Below are 16,653 nucleotides of genomic sequence, written 5' to 3'. Positions count from 1 at the left end.
TTTTGATATAATATTTTGATTTATCGAACCAAATAACCACCATCAACTGGCATTATTGTCCCATTGACATAGTTAGCTGCATCACTTGCTAAAAAGACTGCGACTCCCATTAATTCATGTGGTTCTGCCCAGTGACCAGCTGGAATTCGGTCAAGAATTTCCTGATTACGAGCTTTATCAGCACGAATTGGCGCTGTATTAGCGGTCTTAATATAACCAGGAGCAATCGCATTAACTTGAACACCATAAGCTCCCATTTCACTTGCAAAGGACTTGGTTAATCCGGCCACCCCGTGTTTAGAGGCAGTGTAAGATGGAATAAACTTTCCACCTTGGAACGACAACATTGAACCGATATTAATGATTTTACCGTGTCCCTGCTTAGCAAATACTTTTGCAGCAGCCATTGACATATGGTAGACCGCGTTGAGGTTAATATTGATAACCGCGTCCCAGTCCTCGTCCTTTGATTCTAGGATAGGGTTACGCTTAATCATTCCGGCATTATTGATCAAAATATCAATGTGACCAAAAGTCTTGATAGCTTGGTCGACTACTTTCTGGGCAACACCAGGAGCAGTCAAATCAACTTGCATGAATTCGACTTTTCGTCCACGCTTTTCAATCATCTCACGGGTATCATCCCAGCCTTGCGTTCCATAAGTAGGAATAAAAATATCTGCTCCGGCTTCAGCTAACGCAACCGCATAACCTTGCCCTAAGCCCGTATTTCCACCAGTAATAATTGCTACTTTGCCACTTAAATCAAAAGCTGACATTTTGAACTTATCTAAGGCAGCTTCATTTTGCTTAATCTCTTCTTGTGATTGGGCCATAAAAATACCTTCTTTACTTCAAATCATGCATGTCGACCATATCCATATCATCATAGGTCTGGTTTTCACCACACATTGCCCAAATAAATGAATAACTAGTCGTACCAACACCACAATGGATTGACCAACTAGGATTGACAACTGCTTGTTCTGGCTCCATGACAATATGCTTACTTTCATCAGGCTTACCCATGAAGTGGAATACACGGGTGTCTTTAGAAGCAAATTCACAGTACATATAAGTTTCCATTCGCCGTGCATGAGTATGACAAGGCATTGTATTCCAACCATTTCCTGGTTCAAGCACTGTATAGCCCATTTGAAGCTGGCATGTGTCCATACTTGATGCATCAATGTACTTATAAATAGTTCGTTTATTCATATCCTCTTGCTTGCCCATCGGCATTGCAATTGCATCCTTGAATGGAAGCTTTTTATTTGGATAAGTCTTATGAGCAGGAGTTGATACAACATAGAACTTAGCTGGATCGTCAGAATTATCGGACTCAAAGACAACATGTTTGGCACCCATTCCAATGTAATAGCCATCATGTTTAACGATTGAATCTTTCTTACCATCAATTGTTACTGATCCAGAACCACCAATATTAATAAAGCCTAATTCACGGCGCTGTAAGAAGTAATCAACACCGAGATCCTTATCCAGTTTTATTTCTAAGGGTTCACCGGCTTTAGGAGTAACTCCGCCAAAAATCATTCGATCATTATAAGTATATGTTAGTAAGATATCACCAAGTGAAAAAATCTTATCCATTAAAAACTCGTCTCGTAATTCCTTCGTATCATAATGTTGGATATCTTTGGGACTATGAGCATATCGCGTTACCATCTTAAATCCCATCTTATTCATTCCTCCGTTTCTTAATTCGAAATTATATTTCCTTATTCACCTTTAATTATAGTATCATTGACATTTTTTGCAAGTGCTTTCAATAAATTATTTCTATAAAAGAAATAAGATTTCTAAATAGTGCACAAAGTGATAATATAGATTCAGAGGTGATGATGATGAGTATTAATATTGGAATTCGTGCTCACGATGTCAACGAACATACTTTTAAACATTTATTTGCTGTAACCCATAATTACGGGTTAAATAATGTTCAATTCGCACCATTTAAATTTTTACCTAAGGAATTAATAGCAGATAGCTCATTCTATTCTCCAGGATTACTAAACGAAATCAATCAAAAGTTTAAACAGGCCGAAATACAAATCTCTGTTCTCGGAAATTATGTTAATATGATTGATCTTGATGAAAGCAAACGAAGAAAGAATTTGCAAAGTTACCGCAACAGTCTGCTAGCAGAACAATTTCTTCATGCTGCAGTCGTGGGTAGTGAAACCGGTAGTATACTTTCACCAGGAGGATATACCATTGATAATTTTACAGAAACTGCCCTATTGCGAGTAATCAGCTCTGTAAAACAAATTGTCCGTAACGCAGAAAAATTAGGAGCTATTTTTGCAATCGAACCTGGGATAAATCATCCATTATACAATAATTATGTTGTTCGTCGAGTACTTGATGAAGTCAACAGTCCTAATTTATTAGTTATTTTTGATCTTGCTAATCTACTTTCAAAAGAAAACTACAAAAATCAAGACAAAATTTTAAAAGATGCTGCCAGATTATATGGTAATCGCATTTGTACTTTTCATTTAAAAGACATTGGTTTTATTAATGGGAAAAAAGTTACTGTACCGTTTGGATCAGGTTTAGTTGATGTTGAGCGTTATATCGACTTTATAAATAAACTGAAGCCATATACCTATGCAACTTTCGAGGCGACTAAAGAAGATAAGTTAGATGATGCCTTGCATGCCCTACACCAAGCCGAGATAAAGTCAAATACAATTATTATTCAATAAAACTAAACAATACCCGTCAAATATGATATTTAATGTAATCCTTACATCAATACTAATATTTGACGGGTATTATATTTAACTAAAATTGAAATCTATTATTACGTTTTGGAAAAAGTTCATTCGGTTTCTCATCTGGGAAGAAGTTGAAGTAATTTAGCGCATTATTATAAGCAATATCTTGGACAATCTTTCCGAGGTATTCTTTATTCTCTGGTGCCCGGCCTTGTTCTGCCAATTCACCGAAGAAGTTACATAATACACGGCGGAAGTATTCATGCCGCGGATACGAGAGGAAACTTCGAGAATCTGTTAGCATCCCAACAAAATTTGATAAAAGGCTCTGTTGGGCGAAGTCACGTAACTGTGTTCGCATTCCTTCTGCTGTGTCATTGAACCACCATGCAGCACCTAATTGCATCCGTTGCTTGCCGCCTTCTTGAAAACACCCCATTAAAGTTATTAACTGCATCCAATCATTTGGGTTCAGAGAATAAAAGATAATCTTAGGTAAGCTTTCTTTATCTTTCATCTTTGTAAATAGCTTTTGAATTTCAGCAATCATATCTGGTTGGGTACCCATCGCATCAAATCCTGTATCTGGACCAACCTTATTAAACATTGGATGGTTAATACTTCGCAAAACATTATTATGAAATTGCATTATCCAATTATACTTTTTATTAAGTTTCATTAGATTTTCAATAAGCATTGTTAAGTATTGATCTCGTTCTTGATCGGTAATTTGTTCATTATTAATGCCCTTTTTGATGATCGCATTTAATTCTGCATTACTTGCTTCAATAAAATGGTAGGTACTTAATGAATGATCAGATAAACGTGCTCCCATATCATTAAAGTAACTAAAACGTTGGTCCATGGCCGTAACAATATCTGCAAATGTATTTATCTCAATCCCTGATACCTTTCCAAGGGTTTGAAGATATTCTCCAAATGTCGGTTTATCAATATAGATTAAATTATCAGGGCGCATTGCAGGTAAAGTACGAAAACCATTTTCACGTTCTTCTTGTTTTAGAAGTTTGTGATAATGAAGGTCAGATGCTGGGTCATCAGTAGTACATACCGCCATAACATGAGAAAGTTTAATAAGATTACGAGGCTTAAAATCTTCTGTTTGAAGTAATGCATTAGCCTTTTTCCAAACCTCAGGAGCATTTTCTCGTGTCAATGGTTCGTCTATTCCAAAAAATCTTTTTAATTCCAAGTGAGTCCATTCATAAACAGGATTTCCCACCGCCTTTTCGATTGTTGCCGCCCAGGCTAGAAACTTTTCATAATCGTCTGCATCCCCTGTTATTAGCTCTTCTGGAACACCGTTTGCTCGCATTAAACGCCATTTGTAATGGTCACCATAAGTCCCATCATTTAGCCATACTCGTGTTATATTTTTATAGTTCTTATTCTCATAAATTTCTTTAGGCACTAAATGACAATGATAATCAATTATTGGCATATCCTTAGCGTAATCAAAAAATAGTTTTTTACCCCATTCATTAGTTAATAAGAAATTTTTGCCAATTAGTGACATTTTAATTACCTCCATTTGCTTGTGTATTTTAAATACAAAAAGGTTCATTAAATATTAATATAAAAATTTAATGAACCCTAAGTGTAAGATATTTAATTTATGTTGTTGAGACTATTTCTTATTCACCCCCTTACCTGGCGCATAATCATCCATTAGGTTTGCTGGATAAGGATTTAATTTGAAATCCTCATCTTTCCGTGGAGAACTTTCGTTAATTGGTTCATTCGCTTTGTGTAATGTTACAGTTCCATAAGCGGGGACAGTAACATCTTGCCATTCGTTATCAAAGCCATTAATTATAATCGTGGCTTTAAGAGGTTTATCTGTTGGATTATAAATATGCGCTGCTATAGAATCACCTGGTCCAAGAAACGCAACTGATCCTAATGCACCTGTATAGCCATCTGAAGTATAGTTACTTGAACCAATTACTATTGATCCTGGTACAACATCCTGAGTAAAATTACGTAACATATAATATTCAAGGTTCCGCTGAACTTTACCGGTTTTATGATCAATTGTAACGACACCACGACGCCCAGTAGAGCCAACCATATTTGGTAATCCACGTTCATCTAACGCCATATTCCAAAGGTAGATAGAAGACAAACCTTGTCGTACCAACCAATTCCCAATCAATCCGAACATGATATGTGATGCATCATCAACAGTTTCTTCGAGCATGCAACGACGTTCTGTCATTGCTAAATCCCACTTAGGATTAAACCGACTTGCATTAAAAATGTTCGTATACGGACCGTCATAAGTATGGAAGGCGAATCCATCAAACGCATTAGCCTCCTCTTGCGTAACAGAATCGCTTAATGGATTATCTAATACATTTAAGCTGCCATCCCAGAAGTAAAGTTTGGTATCAGGGAAAGAATTATCTAACGCTGGTCGCAAATATTTATAACCAAAATGAGCTAATTCTTTGATGTTCCAAATCATTGCTGGCCATTCTGCAGCATTAGATGGTTCATTTTGAATAGTAATGGCATAAATTGGAATACCAAGTTTCCTATATTCCTCAAGGTACCGGACAAAGTATTGTGCATATACACCTTCAAAACGATCTTTCGTAGCATATCCATTTCCTGTAAATTCGCCAAATCGCAGGTGACCACCCATTTTCATATTGCCTGTATTCTTCATCCAGGCTGGGGCAGACCATGGAGAAGCCATAATCTTAACTGCCGGATTAATCTTTAAGATTTCTTGGACCACAGGAACAATATATTTTAAGTCCTTAGTTGCATCTGAAGCACCAGGCTTTCCTTCACCGATAGAAAACTTACTTAAGCTTGAATCATGCTCACCGAAGGGAACATCATCATAACTATAATAAGGTTGGCTAGATGGCTCACAAGCACCAAGTGGTATACGAATATTTGAAAAATTGCCTTCATTAGGATCAAATAATTCATGCAAAAGTTTGTTCCGTTGTTCTGGACTTTGCTTCCAAATAAGAGAGGCTGCTGCATCAGTAATTGCCGCTCCAGCTCCAATCCAATTTTGTTTTTTTATTGAGGGATCAATTACAATTCTATATCCCTCACCACTATTTAAATGATACTTAGGAGTCGAAAGATGCTCACGTTTTTGCTTTAAATCTCCTGAAGTAACAGTCCAAAATTCATTATTAAATTTGGTCATAATGTATCCTCCCTATTTATTTATACCTTTTCCCGGTGCCCAATCATCTTGTAAGGCAGCCGGACGAGGATTTAATTTAAATTTTTCGTCTTCTCGAGGACTACTTTCATTTATTTTTGCATTAGATTTATGAAGAGTAATAGTTCCGTAAGCAGGTACTTCGACTGTTTGCCATTCTGTATCAAATCCATTAAGCTTGATTGTTGCCATCATTGGGGAAGCAGTTGGATTATAAATATGAGCTGTGATTGAACCAGTAGGACCCATGAATGCTACTGATCCTAAACCGCCTGAATAACCATCCTGCGTATAATTACTCGATCCAATTACGACTGATCCAGCATCAACATCTTGTGTAAAATTCCGTAACATATAATATTCAAGATTTCGTTGGACCTTTCCGGTTTTATGATCAATAGTTATAACGCCACGTCGACCTGTAGATCCAGCAATATTAGGAAGACCACGTTCATCTAGTGCAAGGTTCCATAAATAAATCGATGATAAGCCTTGTCGTACTAACCAGTTCCCAATTAAGCCAAACATAATATGTGAGGCATCATCAACTGATTCTTCTAACATACACCGGCGTTCTGTCATTGCTAAATCCCAATTAGGATTAAATCGACTTGCATTAAAAAGATTAGAATAGGGACCATCATAAGTATGAAAAGCAAATCCATTGAATGCTTTAGCTTCTTCAATACTCATGAATTTACTTAATGGCTCATTAAGTACGTTTAAACTGCCATCCCAGAAATATAATTTGGTATCGGGAAATGAATTATCTAATGCTGGTCGTAAGTATTTATAACCAAAATGAGCTAATTCTTTGATGTCCCAAATCATTGCCGGCCATGCAGCAGCATTGGATGGTTCATTCTGAATAGTCAATGCATAAATAGGAATACCTAATTTTTTGTATGCTTCAATGAATTTAATGAAATAATTAGCATATACACCTTCTAAGCGGTCTTTAGTTGCATAACCATTTCCGGTAAATTCTCCAAAGCGTAGATGTCCTCCCATTTTCATATTACCTGTATTTTTCATCCAAGCAGGACCCGACCACGGAGAAGCAAGAACTTTAACCGCTGGGTTGATTTTTAAAATTTCTTGAACTACCGGAACGATGTACTTGAGATCCTTTGTTGCATTTTCAGCTCCTGGTTTACCTTCACCGATAGAAAATTTACTTAAGCTTGAATCATGCTCGCCAAATGGAACATCATCATAACTATAATATTCTTCTTCTGAAACTTCTCCAGATCCAAAATCACATGATCCAATTGGAATTCTAATTGCAGAAAAGTTTCCTTCATTAGGATCAAACAATTCGTGAAGTAAAGAATTGCGTTGTTCAGAGGTCTGCTTCCAAATTAATGAAGCTGTTGCATCAGTAATTGCTGCACCCGCGCTAATCCAATGCTGCTTTTTTATTGAAGGATCAATTATAATCTGGCTACCAGTCCCTGGATTTTTAGTACTAACAGGTATTTCAATTTTTTGGCGCTTTTCTGTTAGATCTCCAGAAGTAGCTGTCCAAAATTCATTCTTAAATTTCATAATTTTTCACCCTTTAACGAACACGTTTAATTGACCAAATTAAGAAACCACCAACAATTTCCATGATTACGGCAAAAATAAAGATAGACTTGTAACCAAACCCAGCAACAACTGCTGAAGCAAACATAGCACCCAACATTTGACCCAAAGTATTGGCAAGGTTAATCAATCCCAAATCTTTTCCGGCTGTATCAGCTGATGGTAACACGTCCATATTAAGAGCGCCATCAACCGAATTATATAGTCCATTACCAAAAGCCGCGATAATAGCGTACACAAACATCGCCCATGGCTTTGCAACAAATAATGGGAATAATGCAGCGGCACCTAAAGCAAATGTAGCTAAAACAACTGGTCCCTTAACCCGCTTCATTTTATCAGCAAGAGGGCCTCCGATAAGGGCAAAAATAACACCAATAATTAACATAATCATTGAGAAAATTGAAATTGAATGTCCAGCATCCTGCGTGCTCTGTCCAATATAATCAGTAAAAATATAAAGTTCAAAAGTTGTAACTATAGTTGAGCCAACAACCATACAGAACTTACCTGACAATGCAAAGTAAAAATCACGTGCACCTTTAGTTGGGAAGAAGAAGTATTTCTTTAACGATTGCTTGTCAAACTTAACTTTAGGTTCATCTAAATTACCCTTTTCTTGAATTAATAACTCGTGAATAATTGCAAGTACAACAGTACACCCAGCCATAACATAAATACCAAATTTAACATTTCCTAAGAACTGAGCAGCCAATAGTGCAAATCCTTGTTGGGCAATTGTAAAGCCAACACCATAAAATGTTGATACAGTCCCACGCCATTTTGGTGCCACTCTATCTGAGATTTGTGGGTAAATAGCTGCAGCAATAGCATTTTCCGCTGCTGCTGCGATAATCCATACTAGAATAATGCCTACAACAGATTTCATATTAGCAATGACGCATAGTGAAATTGCTATTGCTAAAGTTCCCAATACAATATAAGGTTTACGTTTCCCGAAACGTGTCCTAGTAACATCTGAAAAAGCACCGAAAAGCAAATTAGCAATAGCTCCTGTAATTGATGCAACAGTTGCTAAAATACCAACTGCCCATACTTTATTAGCTGGATCAATTTGACTGAATAATTGTGGAATTAAAACGCTTCTAGTCGAGCCAATAGGCCCATACCAACAAAGCGGTGCTAAAAACATTGCGGAAGAAATCATCCAAGGTAGTTTAGGTTGTTCAGAATCCTTAACCTTAGCGTTCGTAATCTCCCCTATTACTGACGAAGTAGCTTTTTGATCTTTATCATTTGAAAGTTTACTATCCATTATTCTCACTCCTCGGCGAAAGCGTTTTCAAAAATGTTTTTTAAATTAAGATTAGTTCTTACACTAATCTTTCCTACCTATTTATTATCCTTTTGAATTGCCTCCCAAAGGCCATTTAAATAAGTGATTCCAAGAGCACGATCGTACAATCCATATCCTGGGCGACCTTCTTCACCCCAGATATCACGGCCATGGTCTGGTCGAATATAGCCATCAAACCCTGTGTCATACAAAGCTTTCATGATTTCGTACATATCTAATGAACCTTCAGAAGATAAGTGTGCAGATTCATGAAAATCGCCATTTCCCATAAATTTGATATTACGTGCATGAATAAATGGTGCCCGATCCTTCTTTACAAATTCACGAATAATTGCTGGAACATCATTATTTGGATTTTCACCAAGGCTTCCTGTACAAATTGTAAAGCCATTATATTTTGATTCATGCATTTGCTCAATTTTGAGCATATCTTCCCTATTTTTGTAAATCCGTGGCAAACCAAATAATGGCATTGGCGGATCATCTGGATGCATTGCCATTCGGACATCATATTTTTCACAGGTTGGAATTATCGCATCAAGGAAGTATTTAAGATTCTCACGGAGTTTTTGCTCATCCACATCTTTATAAGCTTTGAATAACCGCTTAACCTCAGCTAATCGTTCTGGTTCCCATCCTGGAAGTACGTAACCATTTGAGTTCTTCTCAACTGATTTGATAATATCTTCTGGTGATCCTTCGACATATTTATGTTGAAAAGCCATATCAGTTGAGCCATCTGGCAATGGATAATGTAAATCTGTACGTACCCAATCAAAAATCGGCATGAAGTTGTAGCAAATGACCTTGATACCATAAGCTGCTAAATTCTTGATGGTTTCCTTATAATTCTCAATATATTTGTCCCGGCTTGGCAGACCAATCTTAATATCATCATGAATATTAACTGACTCAATCACTTCCAACTTCAACCCTGCATCTTCAACTTCTTGTTTTAATGCCGCTATTCTTTCTTTCGGCCAAACTTCACCGACTGGAATATCAAATAGGGCTCCTACTACTTGTGTTGTTCCTGGAATCTGACGAATATCTGACAGTTTTATCGAGTCATTTTTATCGCCATACCAGCGAAATCCCATATTCTTCATTTGTTTGGTTCCTTCTTTACATTAAAATTTTCCTTTTTCCATCACTGTTTGATGGATAGTTTCACGCACAGCTCCCGGTTCAGAAATCATTTGTTTAAAGTAGTTTTCAATCTTATTACCAAGACCAATTTCATAAAGATCATTTCCAAAAATTGATTTATTACTTAAAATTGGCTCAAGTTTTTCATGTACATCAAGCTCACCATCACCAAGTTTGATATCTGCTACATATTTATGCAGTTGATCATATAAAGGATCTGGACTAGGAACAAATGCCTTTCCTTCATCATCAATTGCCATCAAGTAACGGCACCAACCAGCGATAATCATCGGAATAAACTCAAGATCTGCCGGATTCAGTATAGGGTCATCAACATAATGCTGAAGAGTCACCCCATATCGAATACCAACCTTTTGGGAAGTGTCAGAAGCAATTCGTTGCGGGGTATCAGGAATATTTTTATTTGGTAACCGTTTCTCAATCAATGTATCAATAAACTCTTTTGGATTAATAATGCCGGGGTCTTTAACAACTAGCAGGTCTTCTCCATAGCCAAGGTTCTTAATCATCTTGAATAAATCTTCATCGACCGCTTCATCAGCAATGGAGTTAAAGCCTAATAAACAACCAAAAATTGCTAAAGATGTATGCAGAGGGTTAAGACAAGCTGTCACCTTCATTTGGTCAGCATCATTAACCGTTTCCCGATCTGTCATCAGTACACCCGCATCTTCAAGCTTAGGGCGACCATTTGGAAAACTATCTTCAATTACCAAATAATGAGTTTCTTCGGTATTACCAAACGGCGCAATATTCGTATGCTTATCGGTGTGAATAATTGCTGCATCTCCAATTCCATCATTTGCTAACTGTTTAGCAACTGTTTCAGATGGATTTGGCGTGATCCGATCAATCATGCTCCATGGAAATGAAACTTGCTGAGAATCACTCAGATAATCAACGAACCCTTGATCAACAATCCCGTTTTTCAGCCAACCATTAGCAATTAATAATACAGTTTCTTCAAGTCGCTTCCCATTTTGTGAGAAGTTATCAGTGCTAACCATTGCAATTGGATATTTGCCAGCCTTATATCGAGCTAATAAGAGTTTGGTAATAATCCCCATATTTGTAACCGCTTCATCAGGATTGCTGTTGATATCGTGTTCAGCTCCTTTAGTTAGGTTCCCATCAATATCCTTTAGCGCATACCCTTTTTCAGTGATTGAGAATGTTGCAAATTGAAGTGAAGGCTTTTCAAATATTTGTTTGAGCTCGTCTAAACCAGCCTTATTTTTACTGTTAGCATAAATACTATTAGCTACACTTGCGACCAACTCTTTATCAAAGCCGTTCTTTTTCATGACAACCGATAAGAACCGGTTATTATATGGCTTATAAACCTTATTGATTACTTCATCATCATAAGTGTCAGCAACAACAATTCCGCTATCTAGCTCCCCTTTATTAATTAGGTCTTGTGCAATAACAGAATGGAAACACCGAAAAAGATTACCACCACCAAAGTGAACCCAGACAGGCGCTTCATTTGTATGCTTGACTATTTCGTCTTGATTAAACTGTGGTAGCTTAATTCCCGCATCTTCAAATGGTGCTGGGTTATTGAGATAGTCATCAGTTAATTTCACCATTAAATTATCTCTCCCTTCTAAGTAATATACTAATATATCAGTTGCCTTTATAGTAAACGCTTTCAAAACTTTTGTCAATGATTTTCCAGAAATTGTATTTTCAGAAATAAAAAGAGTTATAATTAAATCACTAGAAAGGACGTTATTACAATGCCAAATTATTCACGAAATGACTTAACTGGGCAAGCTTATGATCTCATCTTAAAAAAGATTATTGATGCCGAATACGAACCTGGTCAGAAGATTTCTGAAAAAAAGATTGAAGAAGATTTACAAATTGGGCGTACCCCCGTTAGAGAAGCCTTATTACAATTGCGGCAAGAAAGCCTTATTAATGTAATCCCGCAATCTGGAACTTACATTTCAAAAATTGACTTAAAAGATGTTTTAGACGCGCGTTTTGCCCGCGCAAGTGTCGAACGTCGTATTATGCGAGAAGCAGCAACTATTAACCTAAACGAAGAACAAATAGCAGACCTTGATCAGATTATTCAAAACGAAAAAAGGACCCGTGAAAATGATGATTTCCCCGCCTTTTTAGAAAGTGATGATATTTTTCATGAATATTTCTATAAGATTACTAATCATCAACGCGTCTGGGACTGGCTTAAAAAAATAAACATTCAATTCAATCGTTTTCGTTTTTTACGTTTAAAAGTGCAGAAGCTTTCTTGGCAGGGTTTAATTGAAGAACACATTGCTATTTATGAAGCAATTAAAGCAAATGACGTTAATGAAGCAGACCGACTAACTGCCAATCACATGCACCGGATGCTTGATGAAGAAGATTCACTCATTAAAACTTTCCCTAATTATTTCTCAAATATTGAATAAAAAATAATCCATTCAGTGAAAAAGTACTCATTGAATGGATTATTTATTTTCTATCGTGCAACCCGGGTTCCGGCCCCGCCTTGCATAACTGCTTCAACATCTTCTTTTGTTGAAACGTTTAGGTCACCGAGGACTGTTAGTTTGAGAACACTCGCAGCAATCGCGTAATCAATGATTTCTTGTGGAGCATTACCGTTTAAGATCCCATGCATTAGTCCGGCTCCAAATGCATCTCCCCCGGCAACGCCTTCAAGAACATCAATATTATATGCAGGACTTTCATAAATCTTGCCGTCTTTAAGCATTAATGCCATCCAAGTCGATTTATCGACAGACTGAATGTTTCGCAATACACTCGCTACAACTTTTATGTTCGGATACTGTTTGACAATTTCCTTCATCCCATTAATAAAGGTATCTTTCTGCTCAATTCCGCGCGACATATCCCCATCAAAAGCATAAATGCCAAGGCTCTGCTCAAAATCCTCATCATTGACCAAGCAAACAGTTAAATATGGCATGATCTTCTTCATATAGGATTGGGCTTCTTCAGGTGTCCAGAGTTTCCCCCGAAAGTTTAAGTCGCAAGCAACCTTAATCCCGTTTTCTTTACAATACTCACATGCTGCTAAAATTGTCTTACGCATTTCATCAGAAAGAGCTGCCGTAATACCGCTGAAATAGAAATAGTCCGCACCTTTAAGCAGAGTTGGCCAATCATATTCCTCACTCTTTGACAGTGCAAATGAACTTCCAGCTCGATCATATGTTACTTTCGTTGAACGGACACTGGCACCCTTTTCAAAAAAGTATATTCCAAGACGTGGGCCGCCATACTGAAGTAAAGATGTATCAACCCCGTACTCACGAAGTTTATCAGTCGCTGCTTGCCCTAGGATATTTTTAGGAAATTTTGAAACGAACGCGGCCTGATCGCCAAAGAGACTTAGCGATACAGCAACGTTTGCTTCTGAGCCACCATAATTAGCATCAAATTGATCAGCTTGAAGCATGCGTTTCTTATCAGTTGGCTTCAACCGCATCATCATTTCGCCAAATGTTACAATCTTATTCATTTTATGCCACCCCTTTTACTATTCAGTGACTCCTGTTTTGAAAATTGCAATACCATGAACATTATATTTTTCATTATTGGTCTTTTTACCACTTGCCACATCAATAATGAATTGGATAAACTCGTCTGCTAAATCATCCATTGATTCATTCATTAAGCGACCCGCATCGAAATCAATCCACCGTGGTTTTAAGTTAGCAATATAAGAATTTGATGATACTTTCACTGTTGGAACATAGGTTGCAAACGGTGTCCCCCGACCAGTCGTAAATAATACCATTTGACAATCTGCTGATGCTTCTGCTGAAGAGGAAACCAAATCATTTCCTGGTGCTTGCAATAGGTTTAATCCCTTTGTCTTCAACTTATCACCATATTGCAAAACATCATTAACAGCCGAGGAACCTGACTTCTGGGTACACCCTAATGATTTATCTTCAAGCGTTGAGATTCCACCAGCTTTGTTACCCGGAGAAGGATTCTCATATATTGGTTGATGGAAACTTTCAAAATAAGCTTTAAAGTTATTAATCAAGTTGACAATTTTATCAAAAGTTGCTTTATCACGCGCCCGTGACATTAGAATCTGTTCTGCACCAAACATTTCTGGAACTTCGGATAAGACTGTGGTGCCTCCCTGGGCATCCACAAAATCAGAGAGACGACCAAGTAATGGATTAGCAGTGACCCCAGATAACCCATCTGATCCACCACACTTTAAACCAATCTTTAATTCACTTAATGGTTGTGGCGTCCGCTGATCTTCAGCAACTGCCTGATTTAGTTCTTCTAACATATCGAGACCGTCTGCCAGTTCATCATCACTATCAGTTGATGAAAGAAACTTAATTCGGTCAGAGTTAATCGAACCACCTGCTTTGATCAATGCCTGCTTCATCTTTTCAAGCTCACTATCATCAGCACAGTCGAGACCACAAATTAAGACAGCACCTGCATTAGGTTGCAAAGCAGCATCAATAAGGATCTTGCGGGCATGTTCATAGTTATCCTCTGGCGTATCAAAGCCGTACGTATGCTTTAACGGAATTACATTATCGAAATTCCCATCATCAGGATGTAAAGCCTTAAATTGTTCTACTAACGGGTCCAACATTTCACTGACTGAACCTACTACTGGAATGATGTATAAGTCATTACGAATGCCAACTTTCCCATTAGGACGCTTATATCCCATGAAAGTTCGTTGATCCTTTTTGACTTTCGACCCTATCTTAATTGGGTCATAGTGATACTGTAATTCACCAGATAAATTGGTTGCAATATTGTTAACGTGAACATGAACACCACGCTTAATCGGCTTTGTTGCATGACCAATCGGATACCCATATTTAATGATATCTTCTCCTTCAGCAATATCTTCAAGAGCAATCTTGTGCCCACGCGTGATGTCCTCTAAAACCGTAACATCCCCGTGGTTCTTGGTCTTTAGAACAGACCCCTTTTTGATATCTTGAAGGGCAACGGCAACAATATCATGATCATCTAGAATAATGAAATTGTTCACTAGTATCAAACTCCTTCTTATGATCGAAGTAAAAGTCAGCGATTACTTTACTTCTTGACGAATCCGTTCAAATTCTGCATGGAACTTTTGAGCGTTACTCTTCACTTGATCATAATCACCATCAGCACCAGGACCAACTAAGCTGCCACCAGCACCAACAACAAATGCCCCAGCTTTAAACCATTCAGCCATATTGTCGAGGGAAACACCACCACTAGGCATAATGTTAGCTTGTGGGAAAGGCCCTTGTAATTCTGGGATCATCTTTTGTGTGGCAATTGCTCCAGGGAAGATCTTGATAACATCAGCACCAGTTTCCAGAGCTTTTTGGACTTCGCTTGGTGTAAAGCAACCAGGCATGTAAGGAACACAATATAGGTTACAGATTTCTGCAACTTCAGCATTGTAAGAAGGACTAACGATAAATTTAGCACCAGCAATCATTGCCAGCCGAGCAGTTGAAGGATCAAGAACAGTTCCTGCCCCTACAACTACTGATGGATCATCAGCATATTCTTCACTTAAGCGTTTAATCGTAACGTCCGCATTTGGTGATGTAAATGCTAATTCAATTGCCTTAACGCCTCCTTCAATACTTGCTTTTGAAATTTTATAAGAATTTTCTTCACTCCGACCCCGAACAACAGCAACAACACCAGCATTTTTAACTGCTTCTAATGCTTCAAATTTTGGTAACATAATTAATTAATCTCCTTTTTATGAAAGATGCATTTCATATTGATAAACTTGCGAACTATTTGGCTTCAAGAACAGATTTCCTTCCTTGTCTTCCCAATCAATTGGTTCACCCAATACATCAGGCAACCCATTAAATGGCTCAATACAAAGGAATGAACAATCTTCATCTTCTTTTGTCCATAAACAGATATTATTAAATTGCGTAACATCTAGTTGAATTTGATGACTCGTTAATGGTGAGAACAAACGCACACTCTTAATGCCAGGATTAGTCACAATCCGTAATCCGGGTTTAAATGTTTCATAATTCAAATGGAGAATTGATCCATTTGAACTTGGCAATGACTCCTGTTTCCCAGTTCGGTATGGAGCTGGTGTCTTAACAATCTCATAGACATTTAATGAGTCCTGAGCACCTACAAAATCTACGCGATAATCATCAAACTTCCCAATACCATTAATCGGAACATTAAATGCTGGGTGTGAGCCAAGTGAAAATGGCATTGTTTCAGATGAATGATTAATAACATTAAAACTAAGCGAAAGCCCGGTACTTAAAAGCGTAAACGTAATCTTTAACTCAAAATCAAAAGGATACATCTCTTTAGTTCGATCATTGGCCCGTAGACTTAGAGTAAGGATATTAGGTTCATGGGAACTAGCCGTAAAGTCTTCATCTGCAACAAACCCATGTTGAGGCATGGAATAAGTTTGTCCATTTAATATATACTCATCTTTATTTGACCGTCCGATTGCTGGAAATAGGACAGGAGCATGTTTACCCCATTCTTTGCCATTCCAGATATAATCAAAACCGGCTTTTTTGTTATAGAGGTGAGTTAATTGCGCTCCATGTTCATCAATTTCAGCACGAAACTCTTTATTTTCAATAATTTGCATT

General features: G+C 37.5%; 14 protein-coding genes. 2 read left to right on the top strand and 12 right to left on the bottom strand.

Annotation, left to right across the window (positions count from 1 at the left end; genetic code table 11):
- Positions 1-20: 20 nt before the first annotated feature.
- Together kduD and kduI are read right to left on the bottom strand one after the other, a co-directional pair.
- Positions 21-836, bottom strand: a complete 816-nt coding sequence (gene kduD / locus LMC10_RS08015; protein ID WP_229269457.1) for a 2-dehydro-3-deoxy-D-gluconate 5-dehydrogenase KduD — start codon at positions 834-836, stop codon at positions 21-23.
- Between the two features lie 13 nt (positions 837-849).
- The gene (kduI, locus tag LMC10_RS08010; protein ID WP_229269479.1) at positions 850-1,698 is read right to left on the bottom strand and encodes a 5-dehydro-4-deoxy-D-glucuronate isomerase; all 849 of its coding nucleotides are present in this window, start codon (positions 1,696-1,698) and stop codon (positions 850-852) included.
- Between the two features lie 167 nt (positions 1,699-1,865).
- Here kduI and LMC10_RS08005 point away from each other — a divergent pair, with 167 nt between their 5' ends.
- The gene (locus LMC10_RS08005) at positions 1,866-2,729 is read left to right on the top strand and encodes a sugar phosphate isomerase/epimerase family protein (protein ID WP_229269455.1); all 864 of its coding nucleotides are present in this window, start codon (positions 1,866-1,868) and stop codon (positions 2,727-2,729) included.
- A gap of 79 nt (positions 2,730-2,808) precedes the next feature.
- On the opposite strand, the gene uxaC is transcribed toward LMC10_RS08005, so the two are convergent.
- The 6 genes from uxaC to LMC10_RS07975 form a co-directional block, all read right to left on the bottom strand.
- Complete coding sequence (gene uxaC, locus LMC10_RS08000; RefSeq protein ID WP_229269454.1) at positions 2,809-4,278, bottom strand: glucuronate isomerase; 1,470 nt, start codon at positions 4,276-4,278, stop codon at positions 2,809-2,811.
- Positions 4,279-4,389: 111 nt separating this feature from the next.
- Positions 4,390-5,934 carry a glycoside hydrolase family 30 protein gene (locus tag LMC10_RS07995; protein WP_229269453.1) on the bottom strand — a complete coding sequence of 515 codons (1,545 nt, stop codon included), beginning with the start codon at positions 5,932-5,934 and terminating at the stop codon, positions 4,390-4,392.
- 12 nt (positions 5,935-5,946) lie between these two features.
- A complete protein-coding gene (locus LMC10_RS07990; RefSeq protein WP_229269452.1) occupies positions 5,947-7,500 on the bottom strand; it encodes a glycoside hydrolase family 30 protein in 1,554 nt (517 codons plus the stop codon).
- Positions 7,501-7,513: 13 nt separating this feature from the next.
- Complete coding sequence (locus LMC10_RS07985; protein WP_229269451.1) at positions 7,514-8,815, bottom strand: MFS transporter; 1,302 nt, start codon at positions 8,813-8,815, stop codon at positions 7,514-7,516.
- A gap of 77 nt (positions 8,816-8,892) precedes the next feature.
- Positions 8,893-9,966 (bottom strand): mannonate dehydratase, encoded by a 1,074-nt coding sequence (uxuA, locus tag LMC10_RS07980; protein ID WP_229269450.1) that lies wholly within the window; start codon positions 9,964-9,966, stop codon positions 8,893-8,895.
- A 21-nt stretch (positions 9,967-9,987) separates the two neighbouring features.
- On the bottom strand, positions 9,988-11,619 hold the full coding sequence (locus tag LMC10_RS07975) for a mannitol dehydrogenase family protein (protein ID WP_229269449.1): 1,632 nt from the start codon (positions 11,617-11,619) through the stop codon (positions 9,988-9,990).
- Positions 11,620-11,769: 150 nt separating this feature from the next.
- Between LMC10_RS07975 and LMC10_RS07970 the strand changes: the two genes are divergently transcribed.
- Positions 11,770-12,453, top strand: a complete 684-nt coding sequence (locus LMC10_RS07970; RefSeq protein WP_229269448.1) for a GntR family transcriptional regulator — start codon at positions 11,770-11,772, stop codon at positions 12,451-12,453.
- Positions 12,454-12,503: 50 nt separating this feature from the next.
- Here the strand turns inward: LMC10_RS07970 and LMC10_RS07965 are convergent, their stop codons facing one another.
- Genes LMC10_RS07965 through LMC10_RS07950 form a run of 4 tightly spaced genes read right to left on the bottom strand, consistent with a single transcriptional unit; the run spans position 12,504 to position 16,652 of the window.
- Positions 12,504-13,529: a sugar kinase gene (locus LMC10_RS07965; protein ID WP_229269447.1), complete on the bottom strand. Its 1,026-nt coding sequence runs from the start codon at positions 13,527-13,529 to the stop codon at positions 12,504-12,506.
- Between the two features lie 18 nt (positions 13,530-13,547).
- Positions 13,548-15,053 carry a UxaA family hydrolase gene (locus LMC10_RS07960; RefSeq protein WP_229269446.1) on the bottom strand — a complete coding sequence of 502 codons (1,506 nt, stop codon included), beginning with the start codon at positions 15,051-15,053 and terminating at the stop codon, positions 13,548-13,550.
- 42 nt (positions 15,054-15,095) lie between these two features.
- The gene (locus tag LMC10_RS07955; protein ID WP_086135919.1) at positions 15,096-15,752 is read right to left on the bottom strand and encodes a bifunctional 2-keto-4-hydroxyglutarate aldolase/2-keto-3-deoxy-6-phosphogluconate aldolase; all 657 of its coding nucleotides are present in this window, start codon (positions 15,750-15,752) and stop codon (positions 15,096-15,098) included.
- 18 nt (positions 15,753-15,770) lie between these two features.
- On the bottom strand, positions 15,771-16,652 hold the full coding sequence (locus tag LMC10_RS07950) for an aldose 1-epimerase family protein (protein ID WP_229269445.1): 882 nt from the start codon (positions 16,650-16,652) through the stop codon (positions 15,771-15,773).
- Position 16,653: the final 1 nt, after the last annotated feature.

This window comes from Limosilactobacillus reuteri subsp. simiae (assembly GCF_020784875.1).
In the GTDB taxonomy this organism is placed as follows: Bacteria; Bacillota; Bacilli; order Lactobacillales; family Lactobacillaceae; genus Limosilactobacillus; species Limosilactobacillus reuteri_H.
This window is presented reverse-complemented; position numbering and strand designations above follow the sequence as displayed.